At 63.9% G+C, this 15,770-nt stretch carries 14 protein-coding genes and 1 riboswitch; of the genes, 9 read left to right on the forward strand and 5 right to left on the reverse strand.

Going from position 1 to position 15,770, the window contains the following annotated elements:
• The first annotated feature begins 58 nt into the window (after positions 1-58).
• The 3 genes from FJ980_RS13395 to FJ980_RS13405 all read left to right on the forward strand — a co-directional run bounded on the left by FJ980_RS13395 (position 59) and on the right by FJ980_RS13405 (position 1,922).
• Positions 59-316: a type II toxin-antitoxin system RelB/DinJ family antitoxin gene (locus FJ980_RS13395; RefSeq protein WP_140543373.1), complete on the forward strand. Its 258-nt coding sequence runs from the start codon at positions 59-61 to the stop codon at positions 314-316.
• 1 nt (position 317) lies between these two features.
• A complete protein-coding gene (locus tag FJ980_RS13400) occupies positions 318-590 on the forward strand; it encodes a type II toxin-antitoxin system YafQ family toxin (RefSeq protein WP_140543375.1) in 273 nt (90 codons plus the stop codon).
• 267 nt (positions 591-857) lie between these two features.
• Entirely contained in the window at positions 858-1,922 is a 1,065-nt protein-coding gene (locus tag FJ980_RS13405) for a D-alanine--D-alanine ligase family protein (protein WP_140543377.1), read from the forward strand.
• Between the two features lie 401 nt (positions 1,923-2,323).
• Here the strand turns inward: FJ980_RS13405 and FJ980_RS13410 are convergent, their stop codons facing one another.
• Positions 2,324-3,829, reverse strand: coding sequence for a winged helix-turn-helix domain-containing tetratricopeptide repeat protein (locus FJ980_RS13410; RefSeq protein WP_140543379.1), 1,506 nt, complete (start codon positions 3,827-3,829; stop codon positions 2,324-2,326).
• A gap of 234 nt (positions 3,830-4,063) precedes the next feature.
• Here FJ980_RS13410 and FJ980_RS13415 point away from each other — a divergent pair, with 234 nt between their 5' ends.
• Positions 4,064-4,303, forward strand: coding sequence for a DUF1127 domain-containing protein (locus tag FJ980_RS13415; protein ID WP_140543381.1), 240 nt, complete (start codon positions 4,064-4,066; stop codon positions 4,301-4,303).
• 72 nt (positions 4,304-4,375) lie between these two features.
• On the opposite strand, the gene FJ980_RS13420 is transcribed toward FJ980_RS13415, so the two are convergent.
• From FJ980_RS13420 to FJ980_RS13430, 3 genes are all read right to left on the reverse strand, one after another.
• Positions 4,376-5,428 (reverse strand): substrate-binding domain-containing protein, encoded by a 1,053-nt coding sequence (locus FJ980_RS13420; protein ID WP_140543383.1) that lies wholly within the window; start codon positions 5,426-5,428, stop codon positions 4,376-4,378.
• A 35-nt stretch (positions 5,429-5,463) separates the two neighbouring features.
• Positions 5,464-6,459: an ABC transporter permease gene (locus FJ980_RS13425; protein ID WP_140543413.1), complete on the reverse strand. Its 996-nt coding sequence runs from the start codon at positions 6,457-6,459 to the stop codon at positions 5,464-5,466.
• Between the two features lie 77 nt (positions 6,460-6,536).
• Positions 6,537-8,048, reverse strand: a complete 1,512-nt coding sequence (locus FJ980_RS13430) for a sugar ABC transporter ATP-binding protein (protein ID WP_140543384.1) — start codon at positions 8,046-8,048, stop codon at positions 6,537-6,539.
• A 136-nt stretch (positions 8,049-8,184) separates the two neighbouring features.
• On the opposite strand from FJ980_RS13430, the gene mtnK reads away from it, so the two are divergent.
• From mtnK to FJ980_RS13445, 3 genes are all read left to right on the forward strand, one after another.
• On the forward strand, positions 8,185-9,453 hold the full coding sequence (gene mtnK / locus FJ980_RS13435) for an S-methyl-5-thioribose kinase (protein ID WP_140543386.1): 1,269 nt from the start codon (positions 8,185-8,187) through the stop codon (positions 9,451-9,453).
• Positions 9,450-10,544, forward strand: a complete 1,095-nt coding sequence (gene mtnA / locus FJ980_RS13440) for an S-methyl-5-thioribose-1-phosphate isomerase (protein WP_140543388.1) — start codon at positions 9,450-9,452, stop codon at positions 10,542-10,544. The genes mtnK and mtnA overlap by 4 nt, the downstream gene beginning before the upstream one ends.
• 234 nt (positions 10,545-10,778) lie before the next feature.
• Positions 10,779-10,931: riboswitch (FMN riboswitch) on the forward strand.
• Positions 10,932-11,007: 76 nt separating this feature from the next.
• Entirely contained in the window at positions 11,008-11,475 is a 468-nt protein-coding gene (locus FJ980_RS13445; RefSeq protein WP_140543390.1) for a 6,7-dimethyl-8-ribityllumazine synthase, read from the forward strand.
• Positions 11,476-11,520: 45 nt separating this feature from the next.
• Here FJ980_RS13445 and FJ980_RS13450 read toward each other — a convergent pair whose 3' ends face one another.
• Positions 11,521-13,332, reverse strand: a complete 1,812-nt coding sequence (locus tag FJ980_RS13450; protein ID WP_181181193.1) for an autotransporter domain-containing protein — start codon at positions 13,330-13,332, stop codon at positions 11,521-11,523.
• A gap of 351 nt (positions 13,333-13,683) precedes the next feature.
• Between FJ980_RS13450 and FJ980_RS13455 the strand changes: the two genes are divergently transcribed.
• On the forward strand, positions 13,684-14,418 hold the full coding sequence (locus FJ980_RS13455; RefSeq protein WP_246676410.1) for a FadR/GntR family transcriptional regulator: 735 nt from the start codon (positions 13,684-13,686) through the stop codon (positions 14,416-14,418).
• Positions 14,419-14,573: 155 nt separating this feature from the next.
• On the forward strand, positions 14,574-15,638 hold the full coding sequence (fba, locus tag FJ980_RS13460; protein WP_140543394.1) for a class II fructose-bisphosphate aldolase: 1,065 nt from the start codon (positions 14,574-14,576) through the stop codon (positions 15,636-15,638).
• The last annotated feature ends 132 nt before the right edge of the window (positions 15,639-15,770 follow it).

The raw sequence follows: 15,770 nt of genomic DNA on the forward strand, positions 1-15,770 counted from the left end.
CAGCAGGCTTGCGGGAATGCCCCTTTGTAGCTACATTGTAGCTAAAAAGGAGTCGAATATGGCAACAGATACGGTAGTCCGCGCTCGGATCGATAGCGCAACCAAGGATCAGGCCATGGAAGCCTTGGCGGCTATGGGCCTGTCGGTTTCCGACGCTATTCGCATACTGCTGGTCCGTGTCGCCGCCGACAAGGAATTTCCCTTTCCGGTGAAAGTCCCGAACGCAACCACACGAAAGGCGATGGCCGAATTGGAGAAGGGTAAGGGCAAGCGTTTCGCCTCGGCCGACGAGTTGTTCAAGGATCTGGAAATCTGACATGTTGATCCCCGTTCGCTCCGGGCAATTTCGCCGGGATGTGAAGCGTATGGAGAAGCGTGGCAAAGACCTTGGCAAATTGCGTGAGATATTGGGTCTGTTGATCGGCGAACATGAACTGCCGCCGATTTACAAGGACCACCCGCTGAAAGGCGAATGGAAAGGCTATCGCGACGCTCACATCGAACCGGATTGGCTTTTGATCTACCGCGTTGCCAATGACGAACTGCAGCTTGCACGAACCGGTTCTCATTCGGACCTTTTCAACGAGTGAGGGCCGCGACTGACGGTGGCAACATCGCGGCCGCGCTGCGCTGACCAGGCAATGGCACCCACTCCTGGAGCGGTTCGTCATTCTACGAAAACGAAGACGTCCCCGTGTTGACGCGGTTCCGGACTGAAGGCCTCTCAGGCTTCTGCTGAAGAACTGCTGGACCCCGTCAAAATCCACTCCAATCCTTCGCGTAATGCTCAGCCAGTTCAAGGGGCGCCTGGTGTTTCGCATGCGGGGCTCCAACCTTGATCACTGGTGGAGTTCCAGATGGCGGCAAAAAGACTTCGTATCGGCGTGCTCTTCGGCGGGCGCTCCGCCGAGCATGAGGTATCGCTGCTTTCGGCAACCAACGTCATGGCTGCCTTGGAGCTGGCGAAATACGACGCCGTGCCGATCTTCGTCACCCGCGAAGGGCAATGGCTGCTGAGCGGCTTCGAGGATGGCGCGCTGGCGGCGCCGTCGGCCGGCACTCAGCTCTGCCTGGTGCCGGGCGGCCATGGACGGATGCTGGCGATCTCCGCCGGCGGCGTGCCCCACGACCTGCCCGCCATCGATATCCTGTTTCCGGTGCTGCACGGCCTGCATGGCGAGGACGGCGCGGTGCAGGGCCTGGCCGAGGTGGCGCGCGTGCCGCTCGCCGGCTGCGGCATCCTCGGCTCCGCGACGGCACTCGACAAGGATATCGCCAAGCGGCTGCTGAAAGCGGCCGGACTGCCTGTCGCGCGCTCGGTGACGATCGGTGAAGGTGCCGCGCCTTCGCTCGCCGAACTGGAGGACCAACTCGGCCTGCCGCTGTTCATCAAGCCGGCGCGGCAGGGGTCGTCGGTCGGCGTCGCGAAGGTCAATGCCAGCCAGGAATTCGATCGGGCGCTCGAGGAAGCCTTCCGGCACGACCGCAAGCTGCTGGCAGAAGAATTCGTCCGTGGCCGCGAGATCGAATACAGCGTGCTGGAGAGCCCCGCGGGCGAACTCTTCGTCTCGCGACCCGGCGAGATCGTGCCTGCGGAGAGCCACGGTTTCTACAACTATAACGCCAAATATGTCGACGAGAATGGCGCGGCCTTGATCGTGCCGGCCGACCTTTCACCGGAGGTCGAGGATGCCATGCGCGATGCGGCTGCAAGAGCGTTCAGGGCGCTCGGTTGCGACGGCATGGCCCGCGTCGACTTCTTCCTGATGCCGGACATGCATTTCCTGATCAACGAGCTCAACACCATTCCTGGCTTTACCAACATCAGCATGTACGCCAAGGCGATGGCGGCGAGCGGCGTCAGCTATCCGGAGGTCATCGACCGCCTGGTGGCGCATGGGTTGGCGCGCGCCGGCCGGTGAAAAAGACCTGAGGAATTGGACGCGAGTTGCCGTTTGTCTTGGCGCAGGATCTCCGCCCATTTTCGTGAAATCGGCGCAAACGCCGGGAATTGGTTGAAGCCGCCCCAACCTCGTCATTCTATGGCGGAGCAAGGAGCGAAGCGACGCGGCGAAGACCATATTCCATTCCGCGACTTGAAAGCGCCGCCACGGTGCAGAATTCTGCTCCGTTGCACGCCTTGGCGAAAGTAACGGAATGGATTCCAGGGTCTGCGCGACGGAGCTTCGCTCCTGCTCCGCCCTGGAATGACGACCGCGATGGGCGTTTCGGCCAATCTCCAACGCATGCCACCTGACAACGCAAACAGAGCCGACGGGTCAAAATCCTGCGCTGGGGCGACTAGGCCGTCATCGTGGCCACATCACTCCGGCAGGCCGGCTTTGCGGAAGCCGTCGACGAAATGCTCAAGCATCGCGTCGTCGCGGAACGGCTCCGTCTCGACCCAGCGCTGCGTGGAGAAATGCGGATTGCCGACGAGGAACAGCGCGACCTCGGTGCGCGCCTCGTCGAGACGGCCGAGCTGCGCCAGGCTTGCCGCCAGAAAGCGGCGCGAGCTTGTGCGGTAGGTCTCGTCCCGACGCAGCGTCTCGACGGCCGCTTCGTAGTCACGGGCCGCATACTGTGCCTGGCCGAGCGTCAGATAATACCAGCTCGGCGGAAAGGGGTTGAGCCGGAAGGCCTTGCGGATGTGCTCCAGGCCCTCGCCTATCCGCCCGCCCAGCACGTCGATGTCGGACAATGTAGCCCAGATATCGGCCTCGTTCGGATCGAGCTCGATCGCCTTGGCGAATTCCGCCTCGGACCGTTCGAAATCGCGTTCATAGGCGAGAAGGTTCGCCAGAACCCAGCGGCAACCGGCATCGTTGGGATCGATCGCCACGGCCTTGCGCGCCAGTTCCAGGGCCGTGCTGCGGGCGGGCTCGAACGGCTCGCCCCAATGCACCCAGCCCATCCAATGGTTCATGGCCAGCCAGCGATAGGCCTCGGCATAGTCCGGGTCGAGCGAGATCGCGCGCGTCAGCATCAGATGCGCTTCGCGCGCCATTTGCGGCGACTCGTCGAACAGTTTTCGCGCCCGCACGACGAGATCATAGGCTTCGAGGCTCTTCGGCCGGTTGCGCTCCGGCAATGCGCGCAGCCGCCCGAGCAGCGCTTCCACAATCTTGCCTGTCGCCTCGTCCTGAACGGCGAAGATGTCCTCAAGGCCGCGATCGAAGCGCTCGGCCCAGAGATGCTCGCCGCTCAGCGCGTCGATCAGCTGCGCGTTGATGCGCACCCGCCTCGCGGCGCGCCTGGCACTGCCCTCCAGCAGGTAGCGCACGCCAAGCTCCCCGGCGATGGCCCGCACATCCATGGCTTTGCCCTTGTAGGCAAAGACCGAGTTGCGCGCGATGACGAAGAGGCCCGGGATCCGGGAGAGATCGGTGATCAGGTCTTCGGTCAGGCTGTCTGCGAAAGAATCCTGCTCGAGATCGCTGCTCAGATTGACGAATGGCAGCACAGCGATCGACGGCTTGTCGGGCAGCGGCAAGGGTTTGCGTGTGGCGTCGGGCCGTTCGACGGTACCTGTGAAGCGGTAGCCGACACGCGGCACCGTCGCGATCCACTCGCCGCCACCGGCCGCCGGGCCAAGCAGCTTCCTGAGCTGCGCGATCTGGACGGTGAGATTGCCTTCCTCGACGGCGGTGCCCGGCCAGGCCGCATCCATCAGCTCGGCCTTGGCCAGGATTTCGCCCGGACGTGCGACGAGCGCCTCCAGCAGCTTCAGCCCGCGATGGCCGGCTGCGACGGGAACATCGCCCCGGAGCAGCGTTCCCGCGCCCGGATCAAGCACGAACGGTCCGAAAGCGAAGCGCGATCCCTGCATGCGGCGATCTATAGAGCAATTCCAGGAAAAGTGTGAAGCGGTTTTCCGTCCGGAATTGCGTAAAAACAAGGGGATAGAGCGTCTCACCGTTTCCGTGAAACGGTGAGACGCTCCAGCCGATTTGGAAGTTTTGAGAACTATTTGGGACGGCTTAATTACGCCGCCGGCCGCCTGCGGCACACTGCAATCTCAATCAGGTCGAGGGTTCAAAACCCTCATTCGATGGAGGTTGCCATGAACGATAGCTTCACGCCCTCTACGTGTCTGGCGGCGGCACCGGCAACGCGCTCAAGGCGCGGGCGCTTTAGCCTGGCGGCCTTGCGCAGCCTTATCGCCGAGCGGCGCAAGCAGGCCTATTTCCGCTTCGAGCTCAAGCGCATGGCGACGGACAATCCGCATCTGATCGACGATATCGGGCTGACGAGAAAAGAGCTCGAGGCGGAGATCGCCAAGCTGCCCTTCTGGCAGCGATAGACCGCCTCGGACCGGCTGAAAAACAGAGAGCGGCTCGTTGGACCGCTCTCTTCATTTGCGACCGTCCGAACTTTACTTAGCGTTCGGGTTCGGCATCCAGGCAGGCATCGCGACATCGGCATGGGCGAACTGCGGCAGCTTGGCCGACAGGTCCTCCATGTTCTTGATGTCCTTGTCGATCAGCTCCTTTTGGGTGATCAGCGTCGGCGGCACGATGACGTTGTGGCCGGGATCCTCGCCGGCGAGCAATTGCGCCAGCGCTCGCACCGAGACCTGGCCGACGACGGCCGGGTTGGTGGCGGCGGTCGCCGCCCAGGCGCTGTCCGGCTCGCGCATGGCGGCGATGTCCGAGGTCGAGATGTCGGCCGAATAGATCTTGATGCCCTTGTTCAGCCCCGCCTCGTCGACGGCGATCTTCACGCCCTTGGCGAACTCGTCATAGGGCGCGAACATCACCTTGATGTCGGGATGCGCCTGCAGCACCGAGCGCGCCTGGTTGGCGACGGAGTTGGCGATCGGGTTGTCGAGCGTGCCGAACATGGCGACCTCGCTGATGCCCGAGTACTTCTTCTTCACGTCGACCCAGGTCTCGTTGCGTCGGTCGAGCGGGGCGATGCCGGCGACATAGACATAGCCGGCCTTCCAGCTCTCGCCATTGTCCTTGACGGCCTGCTCGAGCGCGAGCTTCGCCAGGTCGCGGTCGGACTGCTCGACCTGCGGGATCTTCGGGTTCTCGACATTAACGTCGAAGGCGACGACCTTGATGCCGGCGTCAACAGCGCGCTGGGCGGCGTCCTTCATCGATTCCGTCAGGCCATGCTGGATGATGATGCCCTGCACCCCGAGCGCGATCGCCTGATCGACCATGTCGGCCTGGAGCGCTGCGTCCTGGCGGCTGTCCAGCACGCGCAGATCAACGCCGAGCGCCTTGGCCTGCGCCTCGACGCCGGAGAGATAGGCCTGGAAGAAGTCGCCGGTCGACAGATAGCGCACCAGCGCGATCTTGACGCCCGGCTTGTCGAACGGCGCCGGACGGTCCGCGGCAAGCGCCGTTCCCTGCATCAGCAGCGCCGCACCGGCGAGGCCGAGTGCCGCCTTCCCCAAAAGTCTTCTTGTGATGCTCACTTGGTTTTCCTCCATTTGTTATGCCCCGGTCGAAACTATCTCTTGCCCCTGCCGGAAAGGGCGAAGGTGAAGACAAGGGCGACGACAAGCACCGCGCCCTTGACGAAATCTTGCGTATAGTAAGGGGCGTTCATCATCGTCAGGCCTTGCAGCAGGACGCCGACGAACACCGCGCCGACAGCCGTGCCGAAGGCGTTTGGCTTGGCGGCGCCGAGCACCGCGTAGCCGATGAGCGCCGCCGCGACTGCGTCGAGCAACAGATTATTACCCGAGGCGATGTCGCCGCGTCCAAGCCGGGCGGCGAGCAAAATCCCGCCGATCGAGGCGAAAGCTCCCGAAATCACATAAGCCCAGATCTTGTATGCCTTGACAGGCGCGCCGGCGAGCTCGGCCGCCCTCTCATTGCTGCCGACGGCATACATCATGCGGCCGAAGCGGGTGTATTCTAGGAAGAACCAGATCAGCACCGCGAGCACGACGAGCACGACGACCGAAACCGGGATCAGGCTCGGGATGAAGAAGTCGATGCGGTGGCGGCCGAGCGCCAGGAACGCCTCGGAGAACTTGCCGTTGGCGATCGAGCCGTCGGGCATGGTCATGCCGGTGGCGATCGAGCGGCCTTCCGTCGGAATGCGCTGCAGGCCGAGCAGCAGGAACATCATGCCAAGCGTCGCCAGAAGATCGGGCACGCGCATATAGACGATCAGCCAGCCATTGATCAGGCCGACGATAACGCCGATGACAAGGCAGGCGATGACGGCGATGATGGCGTTCTGCTCCAGCACGACCATGGCATAGGAGGCCGCCATCATAGCGCTGGTGGCGACCGAGCCGATCGAGAGATCAAAGCCGCCGACGACCAGCGTCGCGGTGACGCCGAGCGCCAGCACACCGGTGATGGCCACCGACTGGAAGATGAACACAGCGCTCTGCGGCGAAGCGAAGCCGTCGGCGGCGACCGCGAAATAGGCGATCAACCCGACCAGCAGGACGATGAAGCCGTAGCGGATGGCGTAGTCGCGCAACGTCATCGAACGCTCCCGTGCCGTTGCCTTGCCCGCCAAACTGGAACTCATGCCTGCACTCCGGGTCTCGTCATCCTGCGATCTCACGCCGCGCTGTGAAGCGGTCCGCCGGCCACTTCCGCCAGCAGCCGGTCGAGATCGATGTCATCGTTGCGGTGCTCGCCGACGATCGTGTGTTCCGACATCACCAGGATGCGGTCGGCGGTCTCCAGCGCCTCGTCGATCTCGGTGACGAAGATCAGCGTGGCGCGGCCGTCGGCGCTGGCTCTTAGTTTGGCGGCGATGTCGCGACGCGCCGAAATGTCGACACCCTGGAAAGGCTCGTCGAGGATGGAGAGGCGTGAGGCCTGCGACATCCAGCGCGCCACCATCACCTTCTGCTGGTTGCCGCCGGAGAGCGCCGACAGCTCGTCCTTCTCCGAGCGGCAGACGATGCCGAGCTCGTCGATCTGGCGGCGAGCAGCGGCGCGCTCGGCGCGCTTCTTCATGACGCCGAGGTCCGACATGCGTTTGAGGAACGGCAGGCTGATGTTGCGTTCTATGTTGAAGCCGCCGACGATGCCGCTCGCGGCGCGATCCTTGGCGACGAGGAAGACGCCGGCGGCGATCGCCTCGCGCGCCGAGCCCGGCGCGTAGGGTTTGCCGTCCATGTGCATGCTGCCGGCGAGCGGCCGGCGCACGCCGAAGAGCGTCTCCGCCAAAGCCGTCTTGCCGACGCCGACCAGGCCGGTGATCGCCACCACTTCCCCGGCGCCGAGCGTCATCGAGATCGGCCGCGAACCTTGCGCGAGCCGCAGGCCCTCGGCGGTGAAGACGGCTCGGGCCGAGCTTCTGGCAACGACCTTGTCGAGATGGATCTTGCGGCCGAGCATGGAGTTGACCGCACCCTCATAATCGAGCGGCTTCCGGTCGAAAATGCCGGAGACCACGCCGTCGCGCATCGACACGATGCGGTCGGCCAGTCGCCTGATGTCGGACATCCGGTGCGAGATATAGAGGATGGCGACGCCCTGCCCGCGCAGCCGGTCGATCAGCGAGAACAGCCGGTCGGCTTCGGCGCTCGACAGCGAGGAGGTCGGCTCGTCGAGGATCAGGACCTTGGGCTTGTGCGCCATGGCGCGGGCGATGGCCACCATCTGCCGATCCGCCAACGACAAGTCGCTGACGCGCGCCTTGAGGTCGATGGCAAGTCCCATGCGGTCGGCGACGGCTCTCGCCTCGGCGCGGACATTGGCAGGCTTGAAAAGCAACGACGCGCCTTTGCCGCTCAGCCGGTCGAGCGTCAGATTGGTGGCGACGTCGAGGTCGGCGACCACGCCGTCATTGATGTTCTGGTGCACGGTGACGACGCCGGCGCGAATGGCCTCGGCGGGGGTCTGGGGGTCGAAGGCCTTGCCGGCGAGCCGCATCGAGCCTGCGCCGTGCTCGTAGACGCCGCTGACGATCTTGACCAGGGTGGATTTGCCGGCGCCGTTGGCGCCCATGAGCACGGTCACCTCGCCCGCAAAGAGGTCGAGCGAGATGCCGCCAAGCACCTCGTTCTGGCCGAAGGATTTCCTCAGGCCCTCCACATGGAACACGGCATCTGCGCCCATCCATTCCTCCCGGATCGTGACGCTATGGGCTCATTCGGCAATTGTCAACACGATTGACATTTGCCAGAGCGCTTCCTAGCTTGGCCCCGCCGCCGTGGCTCCGCTATCGTCGGAAACCACGCGCAGGAGGGAGAGCATGACCGGGAAGTTCGAAGCATTGTCGGTGGAAACGCTGCCGAAGCGCCTTGGCGAGACCGCGGCCCTGACCGAACGCATCGGCAGCAACACCAGCCGCTGGAAGGTACGCGAGGTCGGCGACGGCAATCTCAACCTCGTCTTCATCGTCGAAAGCGACGAGGGTGCCGCGGTGGTCAAGCAGGCGCTGCCCTATGTGCGGCTGGTCGGCGACAGCTGGCCGCTGCCCTTAAAACGCTCCTTCTTCGAATATCATGCGCTGACCCGGCAAGAGCGCCGTGCGCCCGGCTCGGTGCCGGCGATCTACCATTTCGACGAGAGCCAGGCGCTGATCGTGATGGAGTATCTGGCGCCACCGCACATCATCCTCAGGCGGGCGCTGATCGACGGCCGCGAATTGCCGAACATCGCACGCGACATCGGCCTGTTCATGGCGCGCACGCTGTTCCGTGGCTCCGACCTGTCGATGGCAGCCAAGGAGCGCAAGGCCGATCTTGCGCTGTTCGCCGACAATGTCGAGCTGTGCGACATCACCGAGAACCTGGTGTTCTCCGACCCCTATTTCGACGCCAAGATGAACCGGCATACCTCGCCGCAGCTCGACGGCCTGGTCGCCGAGCTGCGCGCCGACCGCGACCTCAAGGTCGAGGCGCAGCGGCTGAAGCATCTGTTCGCCGCCAATGCCGAGACGCTGCTGCATGGCGACCTGCATTCCGGCTCGATCATGGTGACCGACAGCGAGACCCGGATGATCGATCCGGAATTCGCCTTCTACGGCCCGATCGCCTTCGATGTCGGGATGCTGCTCGCCAATTTCTGGATGGCCTTCTTCTCGCAGCGCGGCCACGAGGAAAAAGGCAGCCGCGACTCCATGCGCGCTTATCTGCTCGGCGTCACGGCTGAGACCTGGGCGACCTTCCGCGCCGAGTTCTCGCATCTGTGGCGGACCGAGCGGACGGGTATCCTCTACCAGAAGAGCCTGTTCGAGGATCAGGGCGACCTGCTCGGCTCCGAGCAGGCGCTCGACCACATGCTGCATTCCATCTGGACCGACCTGCTCGGCTTTGCCGGCATCGAGGTGCATCGCCGCATCCTGGGTCTCGCTCACAATGCCGATTTCGAGACCATTGCCGATCAAGACCTGCGCGCCACATGTGAAGCCAAGGCTTTGCGCTTCGGCCGCCATATCGCCGTCAACCGGCGCCAGATCCACAGCATCGACGAGGTCAACAATCTGGCCGCGCGGATCGAACAGGAGAAGAGCCTTTGAACGTCGGCGAACGCCACTATCGCACCATCTGGCTCAGCGACGACAAGCGCTCGGTCGAGATCATCGACCAGCGCTGGCTGCCGCATGAATTCCGCATCGAGAAGATCGGAAGCGTCGCCGGCATCGCCACCGCGATCCGCGACATGTGGGTGCGCGGCGCGCCGCTGATCGGCGTCACCGCCGCCTATGGCGTTGCCATCCAGATGAAAGACGATCCGTCGGACGAAGCGCTCGATGCGGTATGGGAGACGCTGCACCGGACACGGCCGACGGCCATCAATCTGCGCTGGGCGCTGGACGAGATGCGCCGGCACCTCAAGCCGCTCGCGCCGGTGGAACGCCCTGAAGCGGCCTACAAGCGCGCCGCGGAGATCGCCGACGAGGATGTCGGGCTGAACCGCGCCATCGGCGAGAACGGGCTTGCGATCATCAGGGAGATTGCGGCGAAGAAGAAGCCGGGCGAGAGCGTCAACATCCTCACCCATTGCAACGCCGGCTGGCTGGCGACGGTCGACTACGGCACCGCCACCGCGCCGATCTACCTGGCGACCGAGGCCGGCATTCCGGTGCATGTCTATGTCGACGAGACGAGGCCGCGCAACCAGGGCGCCCAGCTGACCGCCTGGGAGATGGCCGGGCACGGCGTGCCGCACACGCTGATCGTCGACAATGCCGGCGGCCACCTGATGCAGCGCGGCGACATCGACATGGTGATCGTCGGCACCGACCGCACCACCGCCAATGGCGACGTCTGCAACAAGATCGGCACCTATCTCAAGGCACTCGCGGCCGCCGACAATGACGTGCCCTTCTATGTCGCGCTCCCCTCGCCCACCATCGACTGGACAGTGGCCGACGGGCTGAAGGAAATCCCAATCGAGGAGCGCTCCGGCGACGAGGTTTCGCTGGTGTGGGGGAAGACGGCTGACGGCAAGATCGCGCAGGTGCGGGTCTCACCGGATGCGACACCGGCGGCGAACCCAGCCTTCGACGTGACGCCGGCAAGGTTGGTGACAGGGCTGATCACCGAGCGCGGCGTGGCCAAGGCCTCGCGCGAGGGGCTGAAGGCGATGTTTCCGGAGCGTGAGTGACTAGCTGATCTCCCCCCAGCTCGTCGTCATTCTCGGGCTTGACCCGAGAATCCATGCCGTGACCTCCGTCGTCGAGCGCAACGATGCAGAATTCTGTGAACTTTGCAAAGCCTTAGCGCCACGGCATGGATCCTAGGGTCTGCGCGCGTCGCTTCGCTCCTTGCTCCGCCCTAGGACGACCGCGATATCGTTGACAATTGACAACACCTTCCTGCCCCTCCATACCTTCGCCGTTAATGTTCTCAGGGCGGGGTGAAAGTCCCCACCGGCGGTAAGGGCGATTTCGATCGCTCAAGCCCGCGAGCGCCTTCCGCGTAAACGGAAGGGTCAGCAGATCCGGTGCGATTCCGGAGCCGACGGTTACAGTCCGGATGAAAGAGAACGTACGCAAGACGGCTCGCTCGCGCGGGCCGCATTTTGCGTCGTGCGTCCTGATTCTGGTTCGATACGGAAGGAAGGACCCATGAATCAGCATTTCCTCAAAGACCATACTGCCCGTCGTGTCGCCGTCATCCGGGCGCGTTGGCATGCCGATATCGTCGACCAATGCGTGACGGCGTTCGAGACGGAACTTGCCGCGCTCGGCGGCTTTGCCGTCGAGGTCTTCGACGTGCCGGGCGCCTACGAGATTCCGCTGCACGCCAAGACGCTTGCCGAGACCGGCCGTTACGCCGCGATCCTCGGCACCGGCTTCGTCGTCAATGGCGGCATCTACCGGCACGATTTCGTGGCGAGCGCCGTCATTGACGGCATGATGAACGTGCAGCTCGCGACCGGCGTGCCGGTGCTGTCGGCGGTGCTGACGCCGCACAACTACCATGACAGCGCCGAGCACCACCGCTTCTTCCACGAGCATTTCACCGTGAAGGGCAAAGAGGCGGCGAAGGCCTGCGTCGATATCCTCGCCGCGCGCGCAAAGATCGCTGCGTGAAAGAGCTGCCGGGCGAGGAAACCCGCCCGGCATGCTTCGGTCCGGTTACAGCTTCAGGTCGAAATTGATCTTGAAGGTGTGCCCCTGGGCTTGCTTGGCGATCTGCCCGGAATAGGATGCGCCGAGCGTTGCCTTGGGCGACAGGAACACATCGAAACCGGCTTCCAACGCCAATGCGTCCCTGGCGATCGGCACGCCCGCGCTGGCGAAGGACGCCCCGGTATTGAAGGTAAGCGTCGTCGCCGGTTGGACATCGCCATAGGCGTGCTGCCAGCCGAGCATGCCATGCAAGGCGGTCATGCCCGTTCCGAACCGTGTCGAGGCGCGCAGGCCCAGCGTCGAGAAAGTATTTTGGCTCGACGCACCCTGACTGGCCAAAGCCGAGGTGGTGCCGCCGGTTTCGGCAAAGCCGTTTGCGTCCAGATGGACATAGGCCAGATTGGCGAAAGGTTCGAACGCGCCCAGGCTCGTGTCGAGCTTGTAGGCGAGCTCGCTGAAAGCCTGCGCCGTCTCGGCCCTGTAGCCGGCCGACAACTGTTCGCTGAAGGCCGGGAAGACGACGTTGCGCCGCACGTCGATATCGTGCCAGCCATAGATCGCGCCTGCCCGGAAGCCGAGACCTCCCCATTGCGTGCCGGCATAGAGGCCGAGATCGTAATTGTCGCTGGTGCCGGAGGAAGCGCGGTCGCTGACGTCGAAATTGGTGCGGCTGTAGCCGGCAAGCACGCCGAGCCGCCAGCTTGCCAGCGGAATGTCGGCGCCGCCGACGAAGCCGGCGGTCGTGCGGTCGAAGCCGGAGGCATCGCCCGAGCCGCTCGCATTCCCGGTCATCGCAAGCGCCTCGCTCCAGATCACGATGCCGTCGGCAGTGGCAGGCGCGGCATGCAGCCCCGTGGCATCGATGGCGGCCGTGGTCAGGGACGCGTCATCCGCATCGAAGGCGGAACGGAGCCGGCGGTTTGCCGAATCCCGGGCGAAGCGGCTGTCGTTGACAAGCGCGCCCATGATGTCGGCATGGACCTCACCGGAAAGCGCGTTCCCGTAGGGGCGCAGATAGCGGTAGAAGCCGACGGCCTCCTCGTCCGGATTTCCCTCCAGCGCTTCCCGGTTGAGGATGTACATCGACCAGCCGTCCTTGGTCATGTTGAAGGACAGACCTTCGACCTCCTGCTCGCGGTCGATCTTCAGGTTGCCCAGGTTCTCGACTTCGCCGGTTTTCAGGTTCGCCCGGTAGATGATCTTGTCGTCATTGTCGGTGGAGAAATACATCCAGCCGTCGAGCAGCTTGCCGCCTTGCGCCTGGTCGATGGTGTGCGACAGCGGGATGTATTCCTTGAAGCTCCAGTCCGAGAGATTGTAGACGGTTAATTCCGTGGCGTTCTCATAGGCCATGCCGTAGCCGAGGCCGTTCTTGGCGTCGACGGCCACCCAGCTCGCAATGTCATGGATGCCGTGCGGCGGATTGAGCGCAAAGGCTTGGCCGGTGAAGCTCAGGTCGCTGGCGCGGTAGACCGCGAAGACCGGGTTTTCGTACTTGCCGCCGGTGACCGGGTCGCGCGTGCTGGAGTCGAGCGAAATGTAGAGGTAGCCGTCGGCATAGTCTATGTCGCCTATGTGATTGAGCCCGATGTCGGAATATTGGGACGGGAGCTTGAGGACATCCGGAATGGCCGGCGAAACCTGCAGGCTAGGATTGTAGTTCTTGTCGGTGCGCTCCAGCACATTGGTGCCGGAGAAATACCAGTTCGTTCCGTCTGTCGTCACACCCTGCTGCTTGGAGACGATCGCGTCGCCCGTGAAGGTCGTCTTCTCGATCATGATCCACGGTTCCACGGCGAAAGCCGGCGCCGACGCCATGACCAGAGCTCCGGTCATAAGAAGGCCGGCGGCCCTGGCTTTGGGAATGCAAGTTGTTGCCGTTCGCCTCGCGGGGCTGGCGCGGGTAATCATCAAGGAAGACATCTTTGTCGCGTTCCTGTTGTATGGCTCGTCGACAAGATTGCGCGCACGACACCGAGCGACGACGGGAGGCGCCGCCGGCGATGTCAGAAGCCCAGTTTTTTGTGGTTCTTCAGGTGCGGTTGCGCGGAATTTTGTCGATCGGCTCTGGCTGCTTTTTCAACGGTGTGCTTACTAGGCGGCGCACGTGACAATCATATGAATAATAGGAATAGTATGAAGATTAATGCCAGCCCCCGGATGCTCCGAATGACGCCGTCCATGGCTGGCTCCTCGCATACCGGCTTGCACGGCAGGCTACTCAACGAGATCGGCCACAGCATTGTCAGCGGGGAATTCACGCCCGGCGACCAGTTGCCGAACGGCGACGACTGGAGCGCCTCTTATGGCGCCAGCCGCACCGGCCTTCGCGAAGTCATCAAGGTTCTGGCCGGCAAGGGCATGGTGGAGATGCGCCCGCGAACGGGAACGCGGGTGCGTCCGCGCCGGGACTGGAATTTCCTCGACCCAGACGTGCTGATGTGGCGGTTCGGGCCGCGGGCGACGGCCGAAGATGCGCGCTCCCTATTCGAGCTGCGCCGCGCGATCGAGCCGATGGCCGGGGCGCTCGCGGCGGAGCGCGCCACGCCCGAGCAGATAGCCGAGCTGTGGGCAATCCTGGACGAGATGGAAAAGGCCGGCGACGACGGCGAACGCTTCGCTGTCCCCGACCTCGCCTTCCATCAGTCCATCCTGCAGATGTCCGGAAACGAGCTGATCGGCTCGCTGGCGGCCTTGATCGAGACGGCGCTGATCATCAGTTTTCGGCTTTCCGACGACAATCCGGCCGGGCAGAGTCATTCGCTGAGGCTGCATCGGGAAATCGCCGAGAACATCGAGAGGCGCGATCCGGCAGCCACCAGCAAGGCCCTGATCGCCCTACTGGACGGAGCGGAGGAAGATGTGCGGCTTTCGCTCGCGGCAAGGCAAGGTGGCCGGACATAGCGCCGGCGCGCCTCCTACAGGCTGTAACAAGAATTGCGCCGCGCGGGCCGGCGGGCTGTTGCGATCCGGCGGGATTCCGGCCAGAAGCAACGGGACCGCCCGCTCGGGCGGCCTTTTTTCGAACAGGGCTCGAACCAGATACGGGAGACTATTCGTTGGCTCGCATCACACTGAGACAATTGCTCGACCATGCCGCCGAACATGGCTATGGCGTGCCTGCCTTCAACATGAACAATATGGAACAGGGGCTCGCCATTATGGAGGCGGCCGAGGAGACCAAGTCGCCGGTCATCCTGCAGGCCAGCCGCGGCGCGCGCGCCTATGCCAATGACGTGGTGCTGGCCAAGCTGATCGATGCGCTGGTCGAGATCCATCCCGACATCCCGATCTGCATGCACCTCGACCACGGCAACAACGAAGCGACCTGCGTCACCGCCATCCAGTACGGCTTCACCTCGGTGATGATGGACGGCTCGCTGAAGGAGGACGGCAAGTCGCCGGCCGACTACGCCTATAATTCCAGCATTACGCGCCGCGTCGTCGACATGGCGCATTGGGGCGGCGTCTCGGTGGAAGGCGAGATCGGCGTGCTGGGCTCGCTGGAAAGCGGCGGCGGCGAGCAGGAGGACGGCCACGGCGTCGAGGGCGCGATCAGCCACGACCAGTTGCTGACCGACCCGGTGCAGGCCGAGCAGTTCGTGCGCGACACGCATGTCGACGCGCTGGCCGTCGCCATGGGCACCAGCCACGGCGCCTATAAATTCTCGCGCAAGCCGGACGGCGCGGTGCTGGCGATGAATGTGATCGAGGAGATCCACCGCCGCCTGCCCAACATGCATCTGGTCATGCACGGCTCGTCCTCGGTGCCGGAAGAGCTGCAGGAAATCATCAACAAATATGGCGGCCAGATGAAGCCGACCTGGGGCGTGCCGGTGGAAGAGATCCAGCGCGGCATCAAGCATGGCGTGCGCAAGATCAACATCGACACCGACAACCGCATGGCGCTGACCGGCGCAATCCGCAAGGTACTGACCGAGAACCCCAGCGAGTTCGATCCGCGCAAATATCTGACGCCGGCGATGGCGGCGATGAAGAAGCTCTGCAAGGAGCGCTTCGAGCAGTTCGGCACCGCCGGCAACGCGCCGAAGATCAAGCCGATCCCGCTGGCCGACATGGCCAAGCGCTACAAGTCGGGCAGCCTCGACCCGAAATTCGGCTGAGCCAACTTTCCCGCGGCCGGTTTTCAGCCGGTCGCGGTAGCCGGCCCTGCCCTCGCCCTCGGCATCCGCGTGGCGGAACTTCATGCCGGCCAAAACGGTTCCTGCTCTGACGCCTCCCGTGCCCGCTCACAG

This window comes from Mesorhizobium sp. B1-1-5 (assembly GCF_006443065.1).
GTDB lineage: Bacteria > Pseudomonadota > Alphaproteobacteria > Rhizobiales > Rhizobiaceae > Mesorhizobium.

Bases quoted from the DNA above. Each gene is read 5' to 3' on its own strand.
- mtnK (WP_140543386.1), top strand. From the start codon at position 8,185: ATGACCGGGAAGTTCGAAGCATTGTCGGTGGAAACGCTGCCGAAGCGC.
- FJ980_RS13455 (WP_246676410.1), top strand. From the start codon at position 13,684: ATGACGCCGTCCATGGCTGGCTCCTCGCATACCGGCTTGCACGGCAGG.
- FJ980_RS13450 (WP_181181193.1), bottom strand. From the start codon at position 13,332: ATGGCGTCGGCGCCGGCTTTCGCCGTGGAACCGTGGATCATGATCGAG.
- FJ980_RS13410 (WP_140543379.1), bottom strand. From the start codon at position 3,829: ATGCAGGGATCGCGCTTCGCTTTCGGACCGTTCGTGCTTGATCCGGGC.
- FJ980_RS13425 (WP_140543413.1), bottom strand. From the start codon at position 6,459: ATGACGTTGCGCGACTACGCCATCCGCTACGGCTTCATCGTCCTGCTG.
- FJ980_RS13400 (WP_140543375.1), top strand. From the start codon at position 318: ATGTTGATCCCCGTTCGCTCCGGGCAATTTCGCCGGGATGTGAAGCGT.
- FJ980_RS13415 (WP_140543381.1), top strand. From the start codon at position 4,064: ATGAACGATAGCTTCACGCCCTCTACGTGTCTGGCGGCGGCACCGGCA.
- FJ980_RS13445 (WP_140543390.1), top strand. From the start codon at position 11,008: ATGAATCAGCATTTCCTCAAAGACCATACTGCCCGTCGTGTCGCCGTC.
- FJ980_RS13395 (WP_140543373.1), top strand. From the start codon at position 59: ATGGCAACAGATACGGTAGTCCGCGCTCGGATCGATAGCGCAACCAAG.
- FJ980_RS13430 (WP_140543384.1), bottom strand. From the start codon at position 8,048: ATGGGCGCAGATGCCGTGTTCCATGTGGAGGGCCTGAGGAAATCCTTC.
- FJ980_RS13405 (WP_140543377.1), top strand. From the start codon at position 858: ATGGCGGCAAAAAGACTTCGTATCGGCGTGCTCTTCGGCGGGCGCTCC.